The 21,646-nt window shown below is 61.8% G+C and carries 22 protein-coding genes; 14 read left to right on the top strand and 8 right to left on the bottom strand.

Annotated elements, in window-relative coordinates; all coding sequences use genetic code 11:
• Positions 1 to 34: 34 nt before the first annotated feature.
• Positions 35 to 1,237, bottom strand: coding sequence for a pyridoxal phosphate-dependent aminotransferase (locus ACLGL5_RS32655; protein WP_069093510.1), 1,203 nt, complete (start codon positions 1,235 to 1,237; stop codon positions 35 to 37).
• 221 nt (positions 1,238 to 1,458) lie between these two features.
• Between ACLGL5_RS32655 and ACLGL5_RS32650 the strand changes: the two genes are divergently transcribed.
• The 3 genes from ACLGL5_RS32650 (at position 1,459) to ACLGL5_RS32640 (ending at position 3,973) form a co-directional block, all read left to right on the top strand.
• Positions 1,459 to 2,352, top strand: a complete 894-nt coding sequence (locus ACLGL5_RS32650) for an EAL domain-containing protein (RefSeq protein ID WP_069092949.1) — start codon at positions 1,459 to 1,461, stop codon at positions 2,350 to 2,352.
• Entirely contained in the window at positions 2,349 to 3,197 is an 849-nt protein-coding gene (locus tag ACLGL5_RS32645; RefSeq protein ID WP_038648960.1) for an EAL domain-containing protein, read from the top strand. The genes ACLGL5_RS32650 and ACLGL5_RS32645 overlap by 4 nt, the downstream gene beginning before the upstream one ends.
• A 167-nt stretch (positions 3,198 to 3,364) precedes the next feature.
• Positions 3,365 to 3,973, top strand: coding sequence for a glutathione S-transferase family protein (locus ACLGL5_RS32640; RefSeq protein ID WP_038648957.1), 609 nt, complete (start codon positions 3,365 to 3,367; stop codon positions 3,971 to 3,973).
• 475 nt (positions 3,974 to 4,448) lie between these two features.
• Here the strand turns inward: ACLGL5_RS32640 and ACLGL5_RS32635 are convergent, their stop codons facing one another.
• The gene (locus ACLGL5_RS32635; protein WP_010910991.1) at positions 4,449 to 4,661 is read right to left on the bottom strand and encodes a cold-shock protein; all 213 of its coding nucleotides are present in this window, start codon (positions 4,659 to 4,661) and stop codon (positions 4,449 to 4,451) included.
• Positions 4,662 to 4,935: 274 nt separating this feature from the next.
• Here ACLGL5_RS32635 and ACLGL5_RS32630 point away from each other — a divergent pair, with 274 nt between their 5' ends.
• Complete coding sequence (locus ACLGL5_RS32630) at positions 4,936 to 5,265, top strand: hypothetical protein (protein ID WP_027047277.1); 330 nt, start codon at positions 4,936 to 4,938, stop codon at positions 5,263 to 5,265.
• Between the two features lie 37 nt (positions 5,266 to 5,302).
• Here ACLGL5_RS32630 and ACLGL5_RS32625 read toward each other — a convergent pair whose 3' ends face one another.
• On the bottom strand, positions 5,303 to 5,872 hold the full coding sequence (locus ACLGL5_RS32625) for a methylated-DNA--[protein]-cysteine S-methyltransferase (protein WP_019860531.1): 570 nt from the start codon (positions 5,870 to 5,872) through the stop codon (positions 5,303 to 5,305).
• Between the two features lie 181 nt (positions 5,873 to 6,053).
• Between ACLGL5_RS32625 and ACLGL5_RS32620 the strand changes: the two genes are divergently transcribed.
• Complete coding sequence (locus ACLGL5_RS32620) at positions 6,054 to 6,992, top strand: lytic transglycosylase domain-containing protein (RefSeq protein WP_081295863.1); 939 nt, start codon at positions 6,054 to 6,056, stop codon at positions 6,990 to 6,992.
• A 5-nt stretch (positions 6,993 to 6,997) separates the two neighbouring features.
• On the top strand, positions 6,998 to 7,486 hold the full coding sequence (locus tag ACLGL5_RS32615) for a GNAT family N-acetyltransferase (RefSeq protein ID WP_019860528.1): 489 nt from the start codon (positions 6,998 to 7,000) through the stop codon (positions 7,484 to 7,486).
• A 249-nt stretch (positions 7,487 to 7,735) separates the two neighbouring features.
• Here the strand turns inward: ACLGL5_RS32615 and ACLGL5_RS32610 are convergent, their stop codons facing one another.
• Entirely contained in the window at positions 7,736 to 8,074 is a 339-nt protein-coding gene (locus ACLGL5_RS32610; protein ID WP_069092947.1) for a hypothetical protein, read from the bottom strand.
• Between the two features lie 178 nt (positions 8,075 to 8,252).
• Between ACLGL5_RS32610 and ACLGL5_RS32605 the strand changes: the two genes are divergently transcribed.
• The 7 genes from ACLGL5_RS32605 (at position 8,253) to ACLGL5_RS32575 (ending at position 14,732) form a co-directional block, all read left to right on the top strand.
• Positions 8,253 to 8,996, top strand: coding sequence for a DUF899 family protein (locus tag ACLGL5_RS32605; RefSeq protein WP_494372838.1), 744 nt, complete (start codon positions 8,253 to 8,255; stop codon positions 8,994 to 8,996).
• A gap of 175 nt (positions 8,997 to 9,171) precedes the next feature.
• Positions 9,172 to 10,173 carry a YihY/virulence factor BrkB family protein gene (locus ACLGL5_RS32600; RefSeq protein WP_069093509.1) on the top strand — a complete coding sequence of 334 codons (1,002 nt, stop codon included), beginning with the start codon at positions 9,172 to 9,174 and terminating at the stop codon, positions 10,171 to 10,173.
• A 124-nt stretch (positions 10,174 to 10,297) separates the two neighbouring features.
• Positions 10,298 to 10,843, top strand: coding sequence for a DUF4142 domain-containing protein (locus ACLGL5_RS32595; protein WP_069092945.1), 546 nt, complete (start codon positions 10,298 to 10,300; stop codon positions 10,841 to 10,843).
• A 251-nt stretch (positions 10,844 to 11,094) separates the two neighbouring features.
• The gene (locus tag ACLGL5_RS32590; RefSeq protein WP_069092944.1) at positions 11,095 to 11,487 is read left to right on the top strand and encodes a RidA family protein; all 393 of its coding nucleotides are present in this window, start codon (positions 11,095 to 11,097) and stop codon (positions 11,485 to 11,487) included.
• Between the two features lie 179 nt (positions 11,488 to 11,666).
• Positions 11,667 to 12,059: a RidA family protein gene (locus tag ACLGL5_RS32585; protein ID WP_069092943.1), complete on the top strand. Its 393-nt coding sequence runs from the start codon at positions 11,667 to 11,669 to the stop codon at positions 12,057 to 12,059.
• Between the two features lie 72 nt (positions 12,060 to 12,131).
• Positions 12,132 to 12,983 (top strand): hypothetical protein, encoded by an 852-nt coding sequence (locus ACLGL5_RS32580; protein WP_069092942.1) that lies wholly within the window; start codon positions 12,132 to 12,134, stop codon positions 12,981 to 12,983.
• A gap of 54 nt (positions 12,984 to 13,037) precedes the next feature.
• Positions 13,038 to 14,732, top strand: coding sequence for a DUF262 domain-containing protein (locus ACLGL5_RS32575; RefSeq protein ID WP_069092941.1), 1,695 nt, complete (start codon positions 13,038 to 13,040; stop codon positions 14,730 to 14,732).
• A gap of 91 nt (positions 14,733 to 14,823) precedes the next feature.
• Here ACLGL5_RS32575 and carB read toward each other — a convergent pair whose 3' ends face one another.
• The 3 genes from carB to ACLGL5_RS32560 all read right to left on the bottom strand — a co-directional run bounded on the left by carB (position 14,824) and on the right by ACLGL5_RS32560 (position 20,505).
• Positions 14,824 to 18,327 (bottom strand): carbamoyl-phosphate synthase large subunit, encoded by a 3,504-nt coding sequence (carB, locus tag ACLGL5_RS32570; RefSeq protein WP_069093508.1) that lies wholly within the window; start codon positions 18,325 to 18,327, stop codon positions 14,824 to 14,826.
• 250 nt (positions 18,328 to 18,577) lie between these two features.
• The gene (locus tag ACLGL5_RS32565; RefSeq protein WP_069092940.1) at positions 18,578 to 19,564 is read right to left on the bottom strand and encodes an SH3 domain-containing protein; all 987 of its coding nucleotides are present in this window, start codon (positions 19,562 to 19,564) and stop codon (positions 18,578 to 18,580) included.
• Positions 19,565 to 19,746: 182 nt separating this feature from the next.
• On the bottom strand, positions 19,747 to 20,505 hold the full coding sequence (locus ACLGL5_RS32560) for a metallophosphoesterase family protein (RefSeq protein WP_494372837.1): 759 nt from the start codon (positions 20,503 to 20,505) through the stop codon (positions 19,747 to 19,749).
• 230 nt (positions 20,506 to 20,735) lie between these two features.
• Between ACLGL5_RS32560 and ACLGL5_RS32555 the strand changes: the two genes are divergently transcribed.
• Positions 20,736 to 21,206 carry a nucleoside deaminase gene (locus ACLGL5_RS32555; RefSeq protein ID WP_019860517.1) on the top strand — a complete coding sequence of 157 codons (471 nt, stop codon included), beginning with the start codon at positions 20,736 to 20,738 and terminating at the stop codon, positions 21,204 to 21,206.
• A gap of 33 nt (positions 21,207 to 21,239) precedes the next feature.
• On the opposite strand, the gene ACLGL5_RS32550 is transcribed toward ACLGL5_RS32555, so the two are convergent.
• Entirely contained in the window at positions 21,240 to 21,596 is a 357-nt protein-coding gene (locus tag ACLGL5_RS32550; RefSeq protein WP_038648931.1) for an ArsR/SmtB family transcription factor, read from the bottom strand.
• Positions 21,597 to 21,646: the final 50 nt, after the last annotated feature.

The raw sequence follows: 21,646 nt of genomic DNA, 5'->3' as shown, positions 1-21,646 counted from the left end.
GCGCCGGGTTTCTTTTGTCGCCAGATCGATCCGATCAGGTCAGCGATGCCGTGAAGCGCTGGATGCGCGTGCAGGCTTCCTCCAGCAGCGTCTCCGAGGTCGCATAGGAGATGCGGAAGTTGGGGCCGAGGCCGAATGCCGAGCCGAACACCACCGCAACACCTTCCGCCTCGAGCAGTTCCGAACAGAAGGCTTCGTCGGTGTCGATCACCTTGCCGGCCTTGGTCTTCTTGCCGATCAGCTGGGCGCAGGACGGATAGACATAGAAGGCGCCTTCCGGCGACGGGCACGTGATGCCGCGCGCCTGATTGAGCATCGATACGACGAGGTCGCGCCGCCCCTGGAAGATCGCCTTGTTCTTCGCGATGAAGTCCTGCGGGCCGTTGAGCGCCTCGACGGAAGCCCATTGGGCGATGGTGCAGGCGCCCGAGGTCTGCTGGCCCTGGATCATGTCCATCGCCTTGATCAGCTGGACCGGACCCGCTGCATAGCCGATGCGCCAGCCGGTCATGGCATAGGCTTTCGACACGCCGTTCATGGTCAGCGTGCGCTCATAGAGCTTCGGCTCGACTTCGGCGATGGTCTTGAAGACGAAGTCGCCATAGGTCAGGTGCTCGTACATGTCGTCGGTCAGCGTCCAGACATGCGGGTGCTTCAACAGCACGTCGGCCAGCGCGCGCAGTTCGGCTTGCGTGTAGGCCGCGCCCGACGGGTTGGACGGCGAGTTCATCAGCAGCCATTTGGTCTTCGGCGTGATCGCCTTCTCCAGCACTTCGGCCGTCAGCTTGAAGCCATTGTCGATCGAGGTGTCGGCGAACACCGACGTGCCGCCACAGATCGCCACCATTTCGGGGTAGCTGACCCAGTAGGGGCGGGGGATGATGACCTCGTCGCCGGGGTTCAGCGTCGCCATGAAGGCGTTGAACAGGATCTGCTTGCCGCCGGTGCCGACAATGGTCTGCTCGGGCTTGTAGTCGAGATTGTTCTCGCGCTTGAATTTTTTTGCGATCGCCTCGCGCAGCGGCACAATGCCCGAAACCGGCGGGTACTTGGTTTCGCCACGGCGGATGGCTTCGATCGCCGCATTCTTGATGTTGTCGGGCGTGTCGAAATCCGGTTCGCCGGCGCCGAGGCCGATAATGTCACGGCCGGCATTTTTCAGCTCGCGCGCTTTCTGCGTCACCGCGATGGTGGCGGAAGGCTTTACGCGGGAAAGGGTGTCGGCAAGAAAGGCCATGACCAGATATCTCTCCTTGGGAAGATCGGCGCGGCCAGGAGCGGCCGCGGCGCTTCTCATGTCGCATGATTTCGCTCAGTGCAAGCATTGTCGGCTGATCCAGGCCTCAACGAGCCGTGATTGCCACCTGTAGGCGGCAACAAAAAATTCATTAACGGGCGGTAAGGGCTTGAGTGGCAGGATCGCAATCCATTCCGCCATTTCGCGGAGCGAGGGAACCCTTGTCGCGCAGCATCGGGCTTGCCCATATCATCCGTCATGATGACGGCACCTCGTCAGGTGTCTGGGGCATCTACACGCTGCAAAGCGCCTTCCAGCCGATCTTCGCGTTCAAGGAGGGCAAGCTGTCGGTTGCCGCCTTCGAAGGGCTGATCCGGCCGTTTCGCGACGGCGAGCCGCAATCGCCGATGGCCTTCTTCTCGACCTGTCCGGCCGCCGACCGCCTGCATGTCGAGGCGCTGACCAGGACATTGCATCTGCTCAATGCCGGCGCCTGCCTGCCGCAGGAGGCGTCGATCTTCGTCAATTTCGACCCGTCGGTGTTCACCGAGCGGTCGATCGCCGACAATGCCCTGCGCGAAATGCGGCTGGTGCTGCACGAGGCCGGCATCGATCCGGGCCGTGTCGTGTGCGAGGTGACCGAGCAGAGATCGGCATCGCAGGAGACCCTGCACAGCTTCGTCGCCGCACTCAAGGGCAACGGGTTTCGCATCGCCGTCGATGACTATGGCGCCGACGATTCCGACATCAACCGCATCAAGGAGTTGCGGCCCGACATCGTCAAGTTCGACGCCACCTGGATCACGCAGTTGATGGAGTCCGGCGCCGGCTTCGCGCTGTTAACGACGATGGTCAAAAGCTTCGAAGAACAGGGCATCCGCACGGTGTTCGAGGGCATCGAGGAAGGGTGGCAGCTGGAGCTCGCCGAAAAGTCCGGCGCTTCCATGGTCCAAGGTTTCGTGCTGGCGCGGCCGGAACTGGCGCCGACGAGTTTCCGTGTTTTCGGGAAAACTCCGGACCCGGTTGCCGCCGCAAGTGATGCGTCCACTGCCTCCATCGTCGCTCCGCGTACGGCGCGGCCGGCAAAAGCCTTCGGGCGCAGGGTCGCGCCATGAGGATCGAGCGGCGGCGCAATGTCGGCGAGGCGATCTTCGTTGACGAGATCGGCATCGAATACGGCGTCCATGGCGAGTTCCGCCTGCGCAGCGCCTATCAGCCGATCTTCGCGCCGCTTGGGCGTTCGCTGCACGCAGTGGCGGTCGAGGGCCTGATCGAGCCGCACCGCGCCGGCAGGGCAGGGTCGGCGCGGGCGTTCTTCGAAAGCGTTGCCCCGGCGGACCGGGTGTTTGTCGAGACCATGTGCCGGGTGCTGCATCTCAGGAATTTCCACAATATCGGCGTCGACGGGCTCGATCTGTTCTTCAACTACAATCCGATGGTCAACGACCATTCCGGGCGGGCGCTGGCCGAGATCAGGCTGATGAGCCGGCATCTCGGCGAACTCGGCCTCGCCCCCGGCATGCTGGTCTGCGAAATCACCGAACAGGCGGCGGACGAAGCGCTTCTGGCCCACCTGGTGCGTGAAATGCGGCGCGACGGCATCCGCATCGCCATCGACGATTTCGGTACCGGCCATTCGACCGAGGAGCGGGTGAGCCTGCTTCAGCCCGACATCGTCAAGATCGATGGCGGCTGGTTCGCGGAGTTCTGCCGCCACGCCGCCGCCGAACGCTTCTTCCGCCCGCTGGTCTCCAGCCTGCACGACCGCGGCGCCAGGGTGCTGGTCGAAGGCATCGAGCAGCCCGTCCATCTGCGCGTCGCGCTCGACGGCGGCGTCGACCTGCTGCAGGGCTATCTTCTCGCACGGCCGGCGCTGGCCGGCACCATCTTCAACGAAGAACCGCTCGTTATCGATGCGCTGCTGGGCAGGGAGAACAATGTCGTGCCGCTGTTCGGCTAAGCGACTTCGGCGACTGGCGAAAGCGGTGCCACAGCATCCTTCTCCCCGTTCTACGGGGAGAAGGATGCTCTCATCAGCGCCGCTGATGGTCGCGCCAAAACAAATCATTGGTTGAAGGCGAGGCGGCTGCGATAATCGCCTGGTCAAGGCAGCTCCGGGGACCGTCCATGATACTCTACAGCATGATCGACAGCGGCAATTGCTACAAGCCGCGCCTGCTGATGGCCAAGCTTGGCCTCGCCTTCACCACGATCGAGGTGAGTTCGCATACCGGCGACACGCGCAAAGCCGATTTCGTTGCCAAGAACCCGAATGCCATGGTGCCGCTGCTCGAACTCGACGACGGCCGCCGGTTGGCCGAGTCCAACGCCATCCTGCTCTATCTCGCCGAAGGCACGCGCTTCCTGCCGGCGGACAAGTATGAGCGTGGGCTCGCCTATCAATGGCTGTTCTTCGAGCAATACAGCCACGAGCCCTATATCGCCGTGCGCAAGGCGCTCCTGACCTTCCCCGAACGCGCCAGGGATGCGACGCCCGAGCGGCTGGCGATGACGCTGGAGCGCGGCCACAAGGCGCTCGGCGTGATGAACAGATATCTGGAGAACAACGCCTTCTTCGCCGGCACTGCCTTCAGCGTCGCCGACATCGCGCTCTATGCCTACACGCATACGGCCGAGCAGGGCGGCTTCCAGCTCGACGCCTATCCGGCTGTCGTGGCCTGGCTTGGCCGCGTCGAGGCGGATCCGGGGCACGTGCCAATCGAGTGGGTGGGTTGAGACCTTCTCAATAATTCTACTCCGGCGGTCACCTAGCGCGGTTTTCTGCGCTTCCGGTGCTCACGTACTTAAACGTACGCTCCGCCCCGGTTCTCGAAAACCACGCTATCTGACTCGCCAGAGCGAATTCTTGAAAAGGCCTCGGCGCTGCGGCTAAAGACGTCGAAAGTTTCCGGCTCGAACTTCGGCCAACGCCTTTTTGGCAAACTCGTCCAGTCGACCTGCCTTTGCATCGGCCTCGATCATCGGGGTTGCAAAGTTAAATGGCTGAACCCAGACAAACAAAAAGGCGGGATAAATCCCGCCTTCCCATGCTTGGTAGCCTGATTGGGAGCGTCCGGTCCGGGCTGGCAGCTATCTGCTGTTCCAGCTTGTCGGGTCTTTCCGCTCCGGGCCCGCTTCTCGCGCGACCGTCAGTACATCCGTGACTTGCCGCGCGCCCCGAGCTCTCGCCCGGCGCGCGCCATTCGCAAAATCAGGCTGCCTTGCTCAGAGATCCAGCGGACGACTTGCCAGTGCGGCGGTCCTGCTCGATCTCGAAGTTGATCTTCTGGCCTTCGACCAGGGTCGACAGTCCAGCGCGCTCGACAGCGGAGATGTGGACGAAAACGTCCGCGCCGCCCGCGTCAGGCTGGATGAAGCCGAAGCCCTTGGTGGCGTTGAACCACTTGACCGTTCCAGTTGCCATAAAAATAGTCCTTGCATTTGCTTTGGTTTGACCGGACCGAAGTCCAGCCGGTGTGCATCGAGATTTTGGAGATAGACGTCAGCAAACGCGAAGATCGCGAGGCCCGGATCGATCGGCCGAAATATCAATGGGGCTGATATAGGCTGCTTTCGTTCCAAAAACAAGACTGCGTGAGAAAGCTGTGATTGAAGGCCTGCCCAACGGCCGCCCCAATCTGGTGGAACCGTCGCGGCGGATCGCGCTGTCCGTGGGCGGCGGATCAGGGGAGGAAACCATGAAAACCATAGTGCTTGCCGCCTGTCTGACGCTGGTGGCCGCCGAGGCGCAGGCGATCTCGCGCTATGACCCGACGCATATGAGCTGCGGCAAGGTGCAGTCGACGATCGCCAGGCAAGGCGCGGTCATCCTGCGCTACCAGTCGAAACGCGTGCCTGGGCTGCCGCTCTACGACCGCTATGTGCAGAGCCAGCAATTCTGCACCATGGGCGAGGTGCGGACGCGCGCCTATGTGCCGAGCGCCGACACCAGTTCCTGCCCGGTCTACAACTGCAAGCGGCCGGACAATGACCGGCATTTCCGCCGGCGATTTTTCCACAACAATTAGGGCGACGCCAAGTAGGGGCAGCGTCCGCGCCGGCGGTTCAGAACCCGAAGGACACCTGCGCCGGCGGCGGCGGGCCGACGCGCACGCCTTCCATGGCCAGCATCTTCTCCTTGGTAACGGAGCCGCCGGGCGCCGAGAAGCCGCCGATCTTGCCGCCGGCCGCCAGGATGCGGTGGCAGGGGATGACCAGCGGCACCGGATTGGCGCCGAGGGCCGCACCGGTTTCGCGCGGCAGGCCGGCATGACCGGCGCGCTTGGCGAGTTCGCCATAGGTGATGGTCTCGCCATAGCTGAGTTTTCGTGCCGCGTCGTAGATGGCCAGGCGGAAATCGTCGACGCCGTCGAGATCGACCGGCACATTGGAGAAATCGACGTCCTCGCCGGCGGCGTATGCCTTGATCGAGGCGATCAGCTCGACCACCCATGGCGGCTGCGCCGTGGAGGCGGAAACACCGCTATGGCGCATCAGCCGCCGCTCCACCGATTCACGGCTGCGTTCGGGCAGGCAGAGCCGGATCAGGCCCTTTTCGCTCCAGGCGATGCCCATGAAACCGATCACTGTTTCTAACACTGCGTGGCCAGCTGTGATCGACGGTGCCGTTTCCATGATGCGCTCCTTTCCGCAAAGCGGCGAAATCCGGGATTCCTGCCGGTACATATCAGGAACAATATGGCATCACCGCCTGCGTCTCGCCACCCGAAAACCACCAGATGGCCCCGATTGCTACCCTGGAATCGCTGGTGTAAGGGATTTCTTAACACCCCGACGAACCGGACCCGAGCGCGGCTTGCCAGCAAAACAAACCCTTATCGCGATCGGCGTGATCGTGGCGGCAGCCGGCATCAGCGGCTGCACCTCGACCTCGCAGATGAAGCCTGCGCCGTCCCTGACCGAAACCGCGACCGTTGCCGGCAGCGATGCCGGCTTCACCATACCGCTGCCTGAGACGGTTTCGGTGCTGCCGCAATCCTCGGGTATTCCGCCCGTCCAGACCGCCGAATTGACGCCGGCGACCGCGCCGGCGCTTGATCCCGCCGCCCAGCCGGCCATGGCGACCGCCGCCTTTGCCGGCTCCACGCCGGCCGCACCCGCCGTGCCCGCTGTCATGACCGCCAACGCCTGGCAGGCGCCGCCGCCGGCCAGGGCGGGTAAGCCCGTCAAGGCGGCTCAAACGGCTGAGACCTACACCACCGCCGGGCTCATTGTGCCGGCGGTCGCCGGCGGCGGCCAGAAACTGCCGGGGGTGCAACAGGTCGGCTATGTGGTGCCGCAGAACCCGGCTTCCCTGGTGCAGTTCCCCTCCGCGCCGGTTGGTCCGGCGCAGGAAGAGCACACGGGCATGCGTGGCGATGTCGACCGTCTGATCGTCAAATACGCCGCGCTCTACCAGGTGCCGGTGGATCTGGTGCGCCATGTCGTCAACCGCGAGAGCACCTTCAATCCCAAGGCTTACAACAATGGCCATTGGGGGCTGATGCAGATCAAGCACGCGACGGCGCGCGGCATGGGCTATGACGGGCCGGCCAAGGGCCTGTTCGACGCCGAGACTAATTTGAAATACGCGGTCAAGTATCTGCGCGGCGCCTGGCTGGTGGCCGGCGGCAACGCCAAGAAGGCCGACTGGCTCTACCAGACCGGCTATTATTTCGACGCCAAGCGCAAGGGCCTGCTCGAGGCGACCGGCCTCGGTGTCGACCGCAAGCGACGTCCGCAGCCCGACGCCTGAGCGCGATGCCTGAACCGCGCCCGCCGGCCCTCAACGACATCCGGCTGCGCAAGATCCTCGACGAGACGCTCGTTGCACCGCACTGGCCTGATGGTTTTGCCATGCGTTGCTTCGAGCCAGGCGACGCACGACCCCTTCATGCGCTGCTGAGCGAGGTGTTCGACGACGGCGCCGACGGCCCGTTCGACGAATGGTGGCCGCGCATATCGGATGATCCCGAATTCGACCCGGCGCTGTGCTTCCTCGTCATCGACGGCAAGGGCCGGCTGGCGGCAGCGGCGCTGTGCTGGACGTCTGCTTTCATCAAGGATCTCGCCGTTCACCCCGGGGCACGCGGCAAGGGCATCGGCGAGGCGCTGATGTGGCAAGCCTTCGCCACCTTTCGCGACCGCGGTGCGGCCCATGTCGACCTCAAGACCAACACGGTCGAGAATGCCGCCGCCGTGCGGCTCTACGAGCGGCTGGGGATGATGCCCGTAGCCTGGGAAGGCTAAGGGCCGATCGCTTCCTGCCGGTTGGTGCCGGCCGATTTTCCCGCCGCCGAGCGGAAAACCCGGCGCAATGTGAACAGCTTCACATAAGCGGCCGTCGGTCCATGCTAACGAAGCGTCATGACGCCAAACGGCTGATCTGGATCGTCGATCAGCTGGGCACAGGAGGAAGCCGCACCGGCATGTGTCGGCGCCTCCAAGGCAGGTCCCGCGCTGGGGTTTCGGGGCCTGCCTTCATGCGCGATCTTCTCCCTAAATATCCGGCGCGTTGCCGATCTTCTGCTTGATCTCCAGCGCCCAGGCGCGGCCTTCATCGCCACCCCACAGCAGCCAGGCGATATAGCCGGCCGACGGGTTGTCCTCATTGCCGTAATTCTTGCCGCGCTTGTCGACCTCGTGGCGGGCGAAGTAGCTGACCATGCGGCGGATGGTGGACGGCGCGAGCTTCTCGCGGTTCTTCAGTTCGGTCGCCCGCGCCACGCCGATCTCGGTGCCGCCACGGCCGAACTCTCCGCGCAGCCGCAAGCCCTTGGCGGCATTGTCGGCCACCACTTGCGGGCAGCGCAGGTCGATCTCGTCGGCTTCGTGCATTTTGTCCCCCCCACGGCTCGCTTTACCTTGCCGTGAGAATGCCGGGAAGCCTGGGAGGTTCCCTTGCAATGAATTGCCGCGCCATCCGAAGAAATGTCGGGAACCGGTCGTCGCCAAACGTCCTTGGGTCGCAGAACAACAGCGCCGGGACGCCGGCGCCGACTTAAGGGAGCCGATCATGATCACCTTTCCCAACGAATTCGCGAAATATCGCACCGCCCGCGAAAAGCTTCTGAAGAAGGAAATCGAGCTGCGCCGCGCCATGGAAGCCGTGGCCGAGGCGCGGCGCGCGCTGCCGCCGGGCGGGCTGATCCGCCAGGACTATGTCTTCGATGCGCTCGGCGCCGACGGCAGGCCGGCGAAGACAAAACTGTCGGAACTGTTCGCGCCGGGCAAGGATTTACTCATCCTCTACCAGATGATGTTTCCGCGCCATCCGCAGGAAACGCGCGACGTGGCGGTGAGCGGCGGCACGGCCAAGCTCGCCCGTCCCGACCAGCCATGCCCGTCCTGCACGGCGCTGCTCGACCAGTGGGATGGCGCCGTCGGGCATCTGGAAGCCGCCGGCTTCAATTTTGCGGTTGTGGCGAAAACCGCGCTGGAAAATCTGGTCACGCTTGGTCGCGACCGCGGCTGGAAGAACATGCGGCTGGTGTCGTCGGCCGCCAACAGCTTCAAGCGCGACTACAATGCCGAGACTGCCGGCGGCGCGCAGATCCCGCTTTTGTCGGTGTTCCACCGCGACGGCGACGGCATCAGGCATTTCTGGTCGTCCGAGCTCGGCTTCGTGCCGCCGGAGCCCGGCCAGGACCCGCGCGCCATCGGCACCTGCGAGATCCTGTGGAACCTGATGGATTTCACCCCGCAAGGCCGGCCGGATTGGCACGAGCAGCTGCAGTATGGCGAGGCGTGCTGTCACTGACATCAGGACGTGTCGGCTTCAGTCGCCGCGCTTCAGCTTGGAACGGCTTTTCGGCAAGTGGTCGCTATCCCACCTGCTCGACGAGCCAGGCGGGGCTGGTGCCTGCTTCGGCCGGAACATCGGAAGGCCCGCTGCATTGATAGGAGACGGTTTCGACCCCCTTCACGGATTCGAAATGCGACCGACAACAGTCAGCAGCCTGTGGGACTTGGTGCGAGAAAGCCTGGTTGGCTTTGTCAACGACAATGCCCTTAGCCACGGCGCGGCGATGGCCTTTTATGCCGCCACGTCGCTGGCCCCGGTTCTGATAATTGTCGTCGCGATAGCAGGCATTGCGTTTGGGCATGACGCAGCGCAGTTGGCTTTGTCTGCTCAGATCTCGGGGCTGATGGGTTCAGACAGCGCGGCGGTCCTTCAAACCGCGCTCGAAGGGGCATCCAGCAAATCATCGGGGGCCTTGGCGGCCATCATCGGCACGGCCACTTTGCTCGTCACCGCCTCCGCGGTGTTCGGCGAGATGCAGCAGGCCCTGAATGCAATATGGAAGGTTGAAGCGAAAGGGAGTTCGCTGTCGCGGCTCTTGCGCGCCCGTGCGGCAAGTCTTGGCCTGGTCGCCGCCCTCGGCTTTATGTTGCTGGTCTCTTTGGTGGCGAGCGCGGCGATCTCGGCTTTGGGCAATTTGATCAGCGCTCAATTGCCGTTCGGCGAATTTGTTCTGAGCGCGATCAACACCCTGATATCCTTTTCCCTGATCACCGTGATGTTTGCCGCGATCTACAAAGTCCTGCCGGACCGTGCCTTGGAATGGCGGGATGTCTGGATCGGCGCTGTCGTCACCGCCGCTCTGTTCACGTTGGGGAAGTCGCTTATCGGTTGGTATATCAGCACAAGTACAATCGCTTCCTCATATGGCGCGGCCGGAGGGCTGCTCGTCATACTGCTCTGGGTCTACTATTCATCACAAATCTTTCTACTCGGTGCGGAGTTGACCCGCGCCTATTCCGTTCGGCATGGCAGCAGGTCCGACTTGTACGGACTGGTTCACAATGCTCGCGCTTCAGAAAACCTTGTTTCAATTCGCCGCAGGACCGGCGCTTCGGGCGCCGTTGCGTTGTTGGCGGTGGCGTGCGTGAGCGCAACCATGACGGCCTTCCTGCTGGGGCCTCGTCGCCCGTAGAGCAGGGGTCACGCTGCAATCGTGAGGCCGCTTTTCATCCTTCGGACTGGAGAAGCGGCGCGTCGGCAACCTCACCGCCTCCGCCGCGTTGGGCCTTCGAGGACACCTCTCACGGAGCGCTTCGATGAAACCGCATCTCGCCACCGCCATGCTGGCCCTTCTCGCCGGAACGCCTTCAGCCTTTTCCCAACAGCCGTCCAGCGACGTGCCGCCCGTTTCTGAGAACAAGGTCGACACCGAAACCTTCACCAGGACCCTGGCCAGCGCCAACCGCTTCGAGATCGAAAGCGGCAAGCTGGCCGAGAAAAAAGCCGTCGCGGCCGATGTGAAGGATTTCGCCGCACTGATGGTCAAGGATCACACCAAGGCCGGCGAAGATTTCAAGGCGGCGCTTGAAAAGAGCCAGACCACGGCGTCAGTCACCCCGCAAGGCCCGCCGTTGCAGCCGAACGACCAGGCGATGCTCGACCAGCTCAAGGCGCTCGACGGCGACGCCTTCCAGGCCAAATACATCACCTTGCAGACGCAGGCACACAAGCAGGCCGTGGCGATGGTTTCCACCTATGCGCAATCCGGCGACGACCCGGCGCTGAAGGAATTCGCCAAGAAGACGCTGGAAACGCTGAAGATGCACGAGATGCATTTGAAGGATTTGGCGGCGGTGCATTAGGGCGCGGCTTGACCCTTGGCTTTTCGAGCTTCGAACGCCCTGAGCCATGCGAAGGGCCGGGGGAGGCTGATCCACCTGCCGGGTCCCCGCTGCTTCGGAGCGTCCCGGCGTTCGCCGGCCTTTCATCGTGCCACTGGCACGATGAATTCGCTTCGCGAACCGGCTGCTTACCCCACAAGGGGAGAAGGGAAGAACGACGCTGGCGTTCGCTGGCCGCCACGATAAGCTCCCCCCAACCCAGGGAGACCACCATGAAAAAACAAGTCATCGAAGTGCCGGTCATGTCGGACAAGGTGCGCTCACTCGGCCTGCCCTGTTCCACGGCAGTGAAGGCCAATGGCTTCGTCTTCATCTCGGCGACGCCGCCGGTGGACATGGTGACCGGCGAGATGGTGCGCGGCGACATCGAGGTGCAGACCGAGGCGTCGCTGAAGGCGCTGAAGCACTGCCTGGAAGCGGCCGGCACCTCGCTGGAAAATGTGGTGATGGTGCGCATCTACGCCGTCAATTCCGGCTTCTACAACGCCATCAACCGGGTCTATGCCAAGTATTTCTCGACCAACCCGCCGGCACGGAGTTTTGTGCCGGTGGCGTCATGGCCGATGGAGTTCGATATCGAGATCGAGTGCGTGGCGGTGGCGTGAGTCTTCCTTGGTGAGCCGGCATCCATGGTGGTTGTTTCCTGAAGTCTTGGGTCTGCAGAAAAACGCCGCTTCATGGTGACGCTTGGTTTCCATTGAGCGGCGGCTTCTGGACGACAATATCGAGCGCTGGCGTTCAGCCTGGAGCGCGATAAGCTCGCCGTAACCACAGGGAGATCGTCATGACCAAGGAAATCATCGAAGTGCCGGTGCTGTCGGCGGCGGTGCGTGCGCTCGGCGTGCCGCTGTCGCTGGTGACCAAGGCCGCCGGGCTGGTCTTCGTCTCCGGCACGCCGCCGCTCGATCTTACGACCGGCAAGCTGGTCAAGGGCGACATCGAGGTACAAACCGAGGCGTCGCTCAAGGCTCTGAAACACTGCCTGGAAGCGGCCGGCACCTCGCTGGACAATGTGGTGATGGTGCGCATCTACGCCGTCAATGCCGGCTTCTACGGCGCTATCAACCGGGTTTATGCGCGGTACTTCCCCGAGAACGCGCCATCGCGGACGTTTGTGCCGGTGGCGTCGTGGCCGATGGAGTTTGATATCGAGATTGAATGTGTGGCTGTGGGGTGAGGGCCCGCACCGGCTAATATTGTGTACACAAAAGTTTCTGTGTACGATCCCTCGCGGGGATTGGGGATTTATATGGAACACAAGAATCTAAAAGCGCTGGGAGAAATCGAGCAACTTATCGAGGAGCCTCCTGCAACGAGCCGGATCATTGATATCGATCCGAAAACTGCAAAAATTCTTTTGGACGAAAGAAACAAGGGAAATCGACCACCAAAGCCAAATAAGGTCCAGCAATTTTCTTCCGACATTTCCTTAAATAGGTGGGGGCTTACCGGAGACACTATCAAGTTTGGTAGTGACGGTCGCCTTCTAGATGGCCAAAATAGGCTTGCGGCCTGTGTCAGGTCAGACAAGAATTTAAAAACCCATGTCGTTTTTAATATCGATCCAGGCCTTTTTGGTCGGATGGATATTGGGAAGCCGCGAAACGCCGCAGATGTCCTACATATTGCCGGGTACAAGTATGCCTCTACGCTCGCGTCAGCGGTACGGTGGGCATACCTGATCGACACAAACCCCAACAATCGGGATACATTAGGCCCCGATTTTGTTCTTGGCTTGGTGAAAAGCAAGTATCCCGATATCGAGGCTTTCCTGTCAAAAGGGCGAGCCATAAATAAACAGTATGCCCACCCGGCGGGGCAGGCCGCAGCCCTCTTGTACAAATTCTCAAAGGCTGACAGCAGCAAGTGCTCAGATTTCTATGACGCTTGGATGACCGGAAAGAGAAATGGTCCGTACCAGATAATAGACACCATGCAGGCACTTCTTCACTCGCAGAAAGTGAATAATAATGGCCGGATACATGAGCTTGTACGTGCCTCCATTATTATAAAAGCGTGGAATATATTCAGGCTTGGGCAAAAGGGTTCGCTGGCCCAGCTGCAAGCCGCCATGAATGCTCCGATCGAAAAGATCGGGTAGCGTCCCAAGATTGCTCTCGGCCGTGATCGAAGTCGATTTTTAAGGCAGAAATGAATGAAAGTTCGTCCTTACGACAAAACCATTCAAACGCTATTTGATAGCGGGTTTTACGTCATACCGAGATTCCAGAGGCCATACTCTTGGGAAAAGGAGCATATTTCTGATTTTTGGGTAGATATAGTGGAAAACGAGGATAATGATTATTTTATAGGATCGATGGTGCTTTATAGCCATAAAGCTGAATTTATGGTCGTTGATGGCCAGCAGCGCTTGACGACAATAACGATATTGCTTTGCGCGATTCGCGACAAATTCCTTGACCTGGCAGAGAAGGATTTGGCCGAAGGGCTTCAAGGTGTCCTTGAGCGCAAAGATATAAATGCACATGTGCGTTACACGCTCTTTTCCGAAGCTCCTTATCCGTTCTTCCAAAATCACATACAGAAAATGGGAAAACCTGACCTAAAAGCAAAAGTTGGCGACGAAGAGGCGGCTCTGAAATCTGCTTATGATGATTTGCTGGCGCTGTTGGGTGAAAAATTGAGCTTGATCGATCAGGACGGCACCATTTCGAGCGAGAAAAGACAATCTGAGAAGGTTGGTTTTCTCAAGTTGATGCGTGACAAAGTTTTGGGGCTGCAGGTTATAGTTGTAGAGTTGGACAACGAGGATGACGCATATCTCATTTTCGAGACCCTCAACACTCGGGGAAAGGAGTTAGAGGCGTCCGATCTGGTAAAGAATCATATCACGAAATTGATGAAACCTTCTAACGTCAACAATGATGTTGCGAAGGAGAAATGGAGTGAGATTTCTCGTATTATCGGAGAGGCGGAAGCCGACATTGATATTAGCCAATTTTTGCATCACCACTGGCTGTCTTTTCGTGAATACACAACTGAAAAAGCCCTCTTTAAAGAGATTAAGGGATACGTGAAAGCAAATAATGTAGATCAGTATCTTGATAAAATTTATAGAGAGGCCCCATATTATAGAACTATTTTCGAGCCAAAGTACCGCAAGTGGGGAAACAACGAGGACGATATACGGGACTCCCTGGAGGCTCTCCAATCCTTCAAAGTCCGGCAAGCTACGCCTGCCGTTTTGTCTATAGTTCACGACTATTTTTCTGACCTTCTTACTAGGAGGCAATGTGAAACCATTTTAAAGAAACTTGAGAATTTTCATTTTATTTTTACTGCTGTTACCTCTCAGAGGAGCTCAGGCGGGATTTCTTTTATGTATTCTCACGCGGCCCGCTCTATTAGAAATGCCGTGGACAAGGACAAAAAGCAAATTGCTCTCAAAGACCTATCTGGAAAGTTGTCTGAAAAGGTTCCAGATTATCCAGAATTTATGCTTGGATGGGGTAATATTCTTTTTTCTAATACGTACACCCGCCAACGAGGGTTGGTTAGATATATCTTGAGGAAATTCGACAGCTATTACCGAATGGGAGCAAATGTAGACTACAGCAGATTTACGATCGAGCACATTATTCCTCAGAGCGATACGAGATTCTCGGAGGAAGCTAAGGCATCGTTGGGAAATTTGATTTTTTGTGACGCTGAATTAAATCACGAGAAGTTGAAATCAAAGGATTTTAAGGACAAGAAGAAAATCTTGATCGACAATGGCGTTGTTCTTGATGAGATACTCATTGATACCGAAAAATTCGACTTGGCTGCTATCGAAAGTCGAAATGAGCTTCTAGCTAAGGTTGGCTACGAGAAGATTTGGACAGTCTGACACTCGAAGTTTTCGCGCGCGTGCCCATCATGCATGCCGGTAGCCCTCTCGTATGTGAGCGGGAAGGGGTAGTTGTCATTTCGCGGTCGTCTTAAGCAAAATACTCCTGCAGCGGCCTGACCTCCAGGCTGCCCGCTTTCAGCGCGGCAATCGCCTCTGCCACAGCGGCCGCACCCGACAGCGTCGTGTAATACGGCACCTTCTGCATCAGCGTCGCCCGGCGCAGCGACTTCGAGTCCGACACCGCCTTCTGGCCATCCGTCGTGTTGAAGACGATCTGGACCTGGCGGTTGCGGATGGCGTCCTCGATGTGGGGGCGGCCTTCCAGCACCTTGTTGATCTTCTCGGCCACCACGCCGTTTTCGGCGAGGAAGCGCTGCGTGCCTGATGTCGCCAGTACCTTGAAGCCGAGGCCGGCCAGGCGCTTCACCGCCGGCAATATGCCTTTCTTGTCCTCGTCGCGCACCGAGACGAACAGCGTGCCGGAGCGGGGCAGGTCGACGCCGGCGCCGAGCTGGCTCTTGGCGAAGGCCAGCGCGAAATCGCGGTCGAGGCCCATGACCTCGCCGGTCGAGCGCATTTCCGGGCCGAGCAATATGTCGACGCCGGGGAAGCGGGCGAAGGGGAAGACGGCTTCCTTGACCGCGATGTGGCCGGGGTTGCGCGGATCGGGCATGGCGCCGTAATGGGCGAAGGCGTCTTCCAGCGTCTCGCCGGCCATGATGCGGGCGGCGATCTTCGCGATCGGCCTGCCGATGGTCTTGGCGACGAAGGGCACGGTGCGCGAGGCGCGCGGGTTGACCTCCAGCACATAGACCGTGCCGTCCTTGATCGCGTACTGCACGTTCATCAGACCGCCGACATTGAGCGCGCGGGCAAGGGCTGCCGTCTGGCGCTCCAACTCGTCGACCAGCTCGGAAGGCAGCGAGTGCACGGGCAGCGAACAGGCCGAGTCGCCCGAATGGATGCCGGCCTCCTCGATGTGCTCGAGAATGCCGGAGACGAAGGTCGCCTTGCCGTCGCAGAGGCAGTCGACATCGACCTCGATGGCGCCCGAGAGATAGGTGTCGAACAGAAGCGGGTTCTTGCCCAACAGCGTGTTGATCTGGCCGGTCTTGTCGTTCGGGTATTTCTGCTTGATGTCCTCCGGCACCAGGCCGGGCACGGTGTCGAGCAGGTAGCTCTGCAGCATGCTCTCGTCATGGATGATCTGCATGGCGCGGCCGCCCAGCACATAGGACGGGCGCACCACCAGCGGGAAGCCGAGTTCGCCGGCGACGAGGCGGGCCTGCTCGACCGAATAGGCGATGCCGTTCTTCGGCTGGCTGAGGCCGAGCTTGTGCAGCAGCTTCTGGAAGCGGTCGCGGTCTTCGGCGAGATCGATCATGTCGGGCGAGGTGCCGAGGATCGGGATGCCGGCCTTTTCCAGCGCATCGGCCAGCTTCAGCGGCGTCTGGCCGCCGAACTGGACGATGACGCCGACCAGTTCGCCCGAGGCCTGTTCGGCGCGCAGGATCTCCAGCACGTCCTCCGCCGTCAGCGGATCGAAATAGAGCCGGTCCGACGTGTCGTAGTCGGTCGAGACCGTCTCCGGGTTGCAGTTGATCATGATCGCTTCATAGCCGGCATCGCGCAGCGCAAACGCCGCATGGCAGCAGCAATAGTCGAACTCGATGCCCTGGCCGATGCGGTTCGGTCCGCCGCCGAGGATGACCACCTTCTTGCGCGACGAGACCTGCGCTTCGTTGGCCAACGCGCCGGCAAACGGCACTTCGTAGGTCGAGTACATATAGGCGGTGGGCGAGGCGAATTCGGCAGCACATGTGTCGATGCGCTTGTAGACGGGATGAACGTCGAGCTTGTCGCGGATTTTCGCGACCACTTCGGCATCGGTTTTGGTCAGCGACGCCAGGCGGGCATCGGAGAAACCCATGGCCTTCAGCATGCGCAGGTTGACGGCGTCCTGCGGAATGCCGTGCTCGCGGATGCGGGCTTCCATGGCCAGGATGCCGGCGATCTGTTCGAGGAACCACGGGTCGATCTTGCACATTGCGTGCACGTCTTCCAGCGAGGTGCCCATGCGGATCGCCTGCGCCACCATGCGCAGCCTGTCGGGCGTCGGCGTGCCGAGCGCGGCACGGATGGCGTTGCGGTCGTCGGCGTGGTTGGCAACCGTCGCCCCATGGCCGAGGCCGGGGATTTCGATCTCGTCGAGGCCGGTCAGGCCGGTTTCCAGGCCACGCAGTGCCTTCTGCAGCGATTCCTGGAAAGTGCGGCCGATGGCCATGACTTCGCCGACCGACTTCATGGCTGTCGTCAGCACCGGCTCGGCGCCGGGGAATTTTTCGAAGGCAAAGCGCGGGATTTTGGTGACGACGTAGTCGATCGACGGCTCGAACGAGGCGGGCGTCGCGCCGCCGGTGATGTCGTTCTCCAACTCGTCCAGCGTGTAGCCGACGGCAAGTTTGGCGGCGATCTTGGCGATGGGGAAGCCGGTCGCCTTGGAGGCGAGTGCGGAAGAGCGCGAGACGCGCGGGTTCATCTCGATGACGACGAGGCGGCCATCGGCCGGGTTGACGGCGAACTGCACGTTGGAGCCGCCGGTCTCGACGCCGATCTCGCGCAGCACCGCGATCGAGGCGTTGCGCATCATCTGGTATTCTTTGTCCGTGAGGGTCAGGGCAGGGGCGACGGTGATCGAGTCACCCGTATGCACGCCCATCGGGTCGATGTTTTCGATCGAGCAGACGATGATGCAATTGTCCGCCTTGTCGCGGACGACCTCCATCTCATACTCCTTCCAGCCGAGCACGCTCTCCTCGATCAGCACTTCGGTGGTCGGCGAGGCGTCGAGGCCGGACTGGACGATGTCGTAGAATTCGGCCCTGTTGTAGGCGATGCCGCCGCCGGTGCCGCCCATGGTGAAGGAGGGGCGGATGATGGCGGGTAGGCCGACATGGTCGAGCGCCTGGGCGGCGATCGCCATGGCATGGCTGATGTAGCGCTGCTTGCGGTCGCCTTCGCCGAGGTTCCAGCGGGTTTCCAGCGCGTCGAGTTCGGCGTCGAGATTTTCCGGCTTCTCGGCCTTCAGTGCGGCGCGCTCCGCCTCATGCGTCTTGCGGTCGGCGTTCTTGACGTCGGTGGCGTTGGCCAGCATCGACTTCGGCGTTTCCAGGCCGATCTTGCTCATCGCCTCGCGGAACAGCGCGCGGTCCTCGGCCTTGTCGATGGCGGTGGCGTCGGCGCCGATCATCTCGACATTGTAGCGGTCGAGCACACCCATGCGGCGCAGCGACAAAGCCGTGTTGAGCGCGGTCTGGCCGCCCATGGTCGGCAGCAGCGCGTCCGGCCGCTCCTTGGCGATGATCTTGGCGACGACTTCCGGCGTGATCGGCTCGATATAGGTGGCGTCGGCCAGTTCCGGGTCGGTCATGATGGTGGCCGGGTTGGAATTGACCAGGATGACGCGGAAGCCTTCCTCCTTCAGCGCCTTGCAGGCCTGGGTACCGGAATAGTCGAATTCGCAGGCCTGGCCTATGACGATGGGGCCGGCCCCGATGATCAGGATCGACTTGATGTCGGTGCGTCTTGGCATGTCATAGGTCCGTTCGGCGGGCGGCTTGCACAAAAAACCGGGACGGGAAGACCCGGCCGGTTGTGCTCGCGATTCTGGTATCAGGCTAGGTGGGCCTTATAGGGAAGAGTTTTGGCGGATGTAACCCCGAAAATGCGGGATTAGGCAGCAGGAAATAGGCAGCAGGGGTTGGGCAGGAGGCAGTAGGGCTTTTCAAGCGCCTTGGACGTACGCCCCTACTGCCTATTCCCTACTGCCTACTGCCTAATCCCTAGCGTCCAAACGCCACTGTGTCGGTGATCTCGAAGCGTTCGGAGACGCCAATGCGGATCATGCTCAGGCTGCCCTCGCGGGTGAAGCGGAAATCGCCCTTGGTGTCCGAGCCGGCCGGCAGGCCGGCATAGAAGGAGATGAGGCGCGTACCGCCATCCGGCCAGGTCACGGTGATATCGGCCTTGTCGGCGCCCTTGTGCACGATGGCTGCCGCGCAGCGCTGCATCGGCTGGCCGACATAGCGGGCGCAGGGGATTTCGACGCCACCGCCCTGGGCAAGGGAGGTCGGCTGCGGCGGCAGTTCGGCGACGGTCTGCGTGTCGACGGCGGGCGCGGTGCCGTCAGGACGCGGCGTGGGAACGGGAAGCGATCCCGCCGCAGAGCCGCTATCCGCGGCCGCATCCTGCGCGAGGGCGGGGATTTCGCCAGTCGACGGGGTTTCATTCGCCGCCAGCGCCAGGCCATAGGCATCCTGCATGGCGATCTCCGCGGTGGATTTCATCGGGGCTTCTGGCGCGACGGGGTGGGCCGCGCCGCCAAGCCGCGCCGTCAGGTCGGGCTGTGCCGCCGCCGGCGGCGTCGCCGCATCGGGCGCCGCGCCGGCATCCGCCTGGTCGAGGGGCACCGTCGCCGGGTTGAGGGGAATGAGATAGCGCGCCGGAGCCCAGCCGATGGCTTTGGGATTGTCAGACTGGACCTTGCACCAGGGGTGTCCGTCAATGTCGTTGCAGCCGAGGTTCCTGACGCTGGCGCCGGCGGCCAGACGTGCCTCGGTCTTGCCGATCGCCGAAGGTTTGGCGCGGATATTGAGCAGGTCGTCAGGCGCGAGGCCGGTGACGACGGAGATGAAGGGCGTCTCTTCGGCATGGGCCGGGACAACGGTGGACCACGCCGCCATCAGCAGCGGAGCGGCCATCAGCGCCAACAGCGTTGTCCGCAGCGTAATTCGGCGCCTCGTCACTTGGCTGTCGGCGATCAATTGCATTCCCAAAGGCACCGCCAGAACCCAAAACGCTGCCGCACGCGAAGCCGGTTTTATAAGCGACGCTGCGCCGCCGTGTCTACAAGCGAGATGTTTTGCGCCTTGAGTGTGGCCGCGAAGGCGTTTCAGGCGGCCCTCGGCCGGGGAGCTGCATGCAAGGCATTCCGCTGGGGCACGAGCTTCGCTCAGCCCGGCATGAACCCAGTCCTGAGCCCATGGGCCCATTCCGGCCTTCCCGCCTGTTCGGCCTGTCGTGCCGCCGCTTCGTGGTCGTAGTCGACGGCGATCGTCTCGAAGCGGTCGGGCCGGCCTTCGCCGCCCAAGGTGACGATGCCGTAGCGCGCATGCGGCGAACCCTGTTCGGAAACATGCGCCGGCGGGGTGGAATTGTCATAGGCGGGGCAGCCGATGCTGCCCGGATTGAAGATGACAGGACCGTCGGGGATGCGGACCAGTTCCGGTCGGTGGCTGTGGCCGCACAGCGCGATGCGGCAGGCGGGGTCGAGCGCCTTCAGCCGCCGCCTGATCGCCGCCAGCGGCGCGCGCACCAGCTGGCCGTCGACGATCGCGTCGAGCAGATATTTCTCGTCATGGTCGGGGCGGGCGTGGAAGGCGACGATGCCGGGCGCGACCTCCAGCGTCAGCGGCTGCGCGAACAGCACCTGGCGCTGCGCCTGCGTCAGCCGCTCCTGCGCATAGACGTCGGACGCCCACATGGTCTCGTCGGCCGGATCGACCGCGACGCGGCGGTCATGGTTGCCGCGCACCGTCGGCAGGTTCAGCGCTTCCAGGCGCTCAAACGTCTCGCGCGGCCAGAGCGGGCCTGAAACGCTGTCGCCGAGATTGATGGTGAGCTCAGCGCCGCCGCGCTCACGCAGATCCTCGAGCACGGCGTCGAGTGCCAGGACGTTGCCGTGGATATCGGCGAGGACGGCTATGCGCATGCGGCGGGCTCCCATGGTGCGGCCCCATCGGGACTCCGGCCCGTCTTCGTTATCAACCCGCCGCCTTTGTTATCAAGTCCCCGCTTTCGTCATCAAGTCGTTGAGACGGTTCGGGGCAAGCGGGGCACCCGCGCGGCCCGCCCACGGCTATCGCGGTAGCACTCCATCTGCTACCGTCCACGCCGTCCCAGTTCATCTATCTACGTAGACAGCTCCGGAAGGCACAGGCGATGACCCGTGACCAGATGTTCGCTCACCTCCGCGCCGCCAATGACGTGGCGCGCGAGGCCGCCGCGCACGGGCACCATCCTTTCGGCTGTGTGCTCGTCGGCCCCGATGATCGCATCCTGATGCGGCAAGGCAACATCAACACCGTGCGCCACGCCGAAACCGAGCTCAGCCGGCGTGCCGCGGACGCCTATCCGCCGGATTTCCTCTGGTCCTGCACGTTGGTCACAACTGGCGAGCCCTGCGCGATGTGCACCGGAACGCTCTACTGGGCAAATATCGGCCGGCTGGTCTACGGCTTCGAAGAGACCAAGCTTCTCGCGCTGACTGGCGACCACGCCGAGAATCCGACGATGAACCTCTCGTCACGCACGGTCCTCGGCTCCGGGCAGAAGCCGGTCGAGGTCCACGGCCCCATCCCGGAGATGGAGGAGGAACTTCTCGCCCCGCATATCGGTTTCTGGCAGCGCTAGCGGCGACAGAGCTTTAGCTTGGAACCTGCAGATCTAGGCCGGCACCTCAATATCGTGGCCGCCGACCGCCGGCAGAGCGGGGTCGTCGACGGCGGCGGCGATGACGCTGTCGAGCAGGCCGGGGAAGCGGGCGTCGAGGTCGGCGCGGCGCAGCGTGATCATGCGGTTGGTGCCGACCACTTCGGCGCGGGTGACGCCGGCCTCGCGCAGCTTGGCGAGGTGGTAGCTGAGATTGGTCTTGGAGCCGAGATCGAGGAACTGGCTGCAGTTCAGCGCCACGCCTTCCTTGCTGGCGAGATAGCGCACGATGGCGAGCCGTGTCGGATCGCCGAGCACGCCAAGCACGATCGGCAGGCTGATCTGGTCCGTATTGGGATGAGGTAGCGTCATGGCTGGAACCTAAGCGCAGTTCGGGCCGATTTCAACGCATCCGTCCTCGC

The sequence above is a fragment of the Mesorhizobium sp. U510 genome (assembly GCF_059180695.1).
This window is presented reverse-complemented; position numbering and strand designations above follow the sequence as displayed.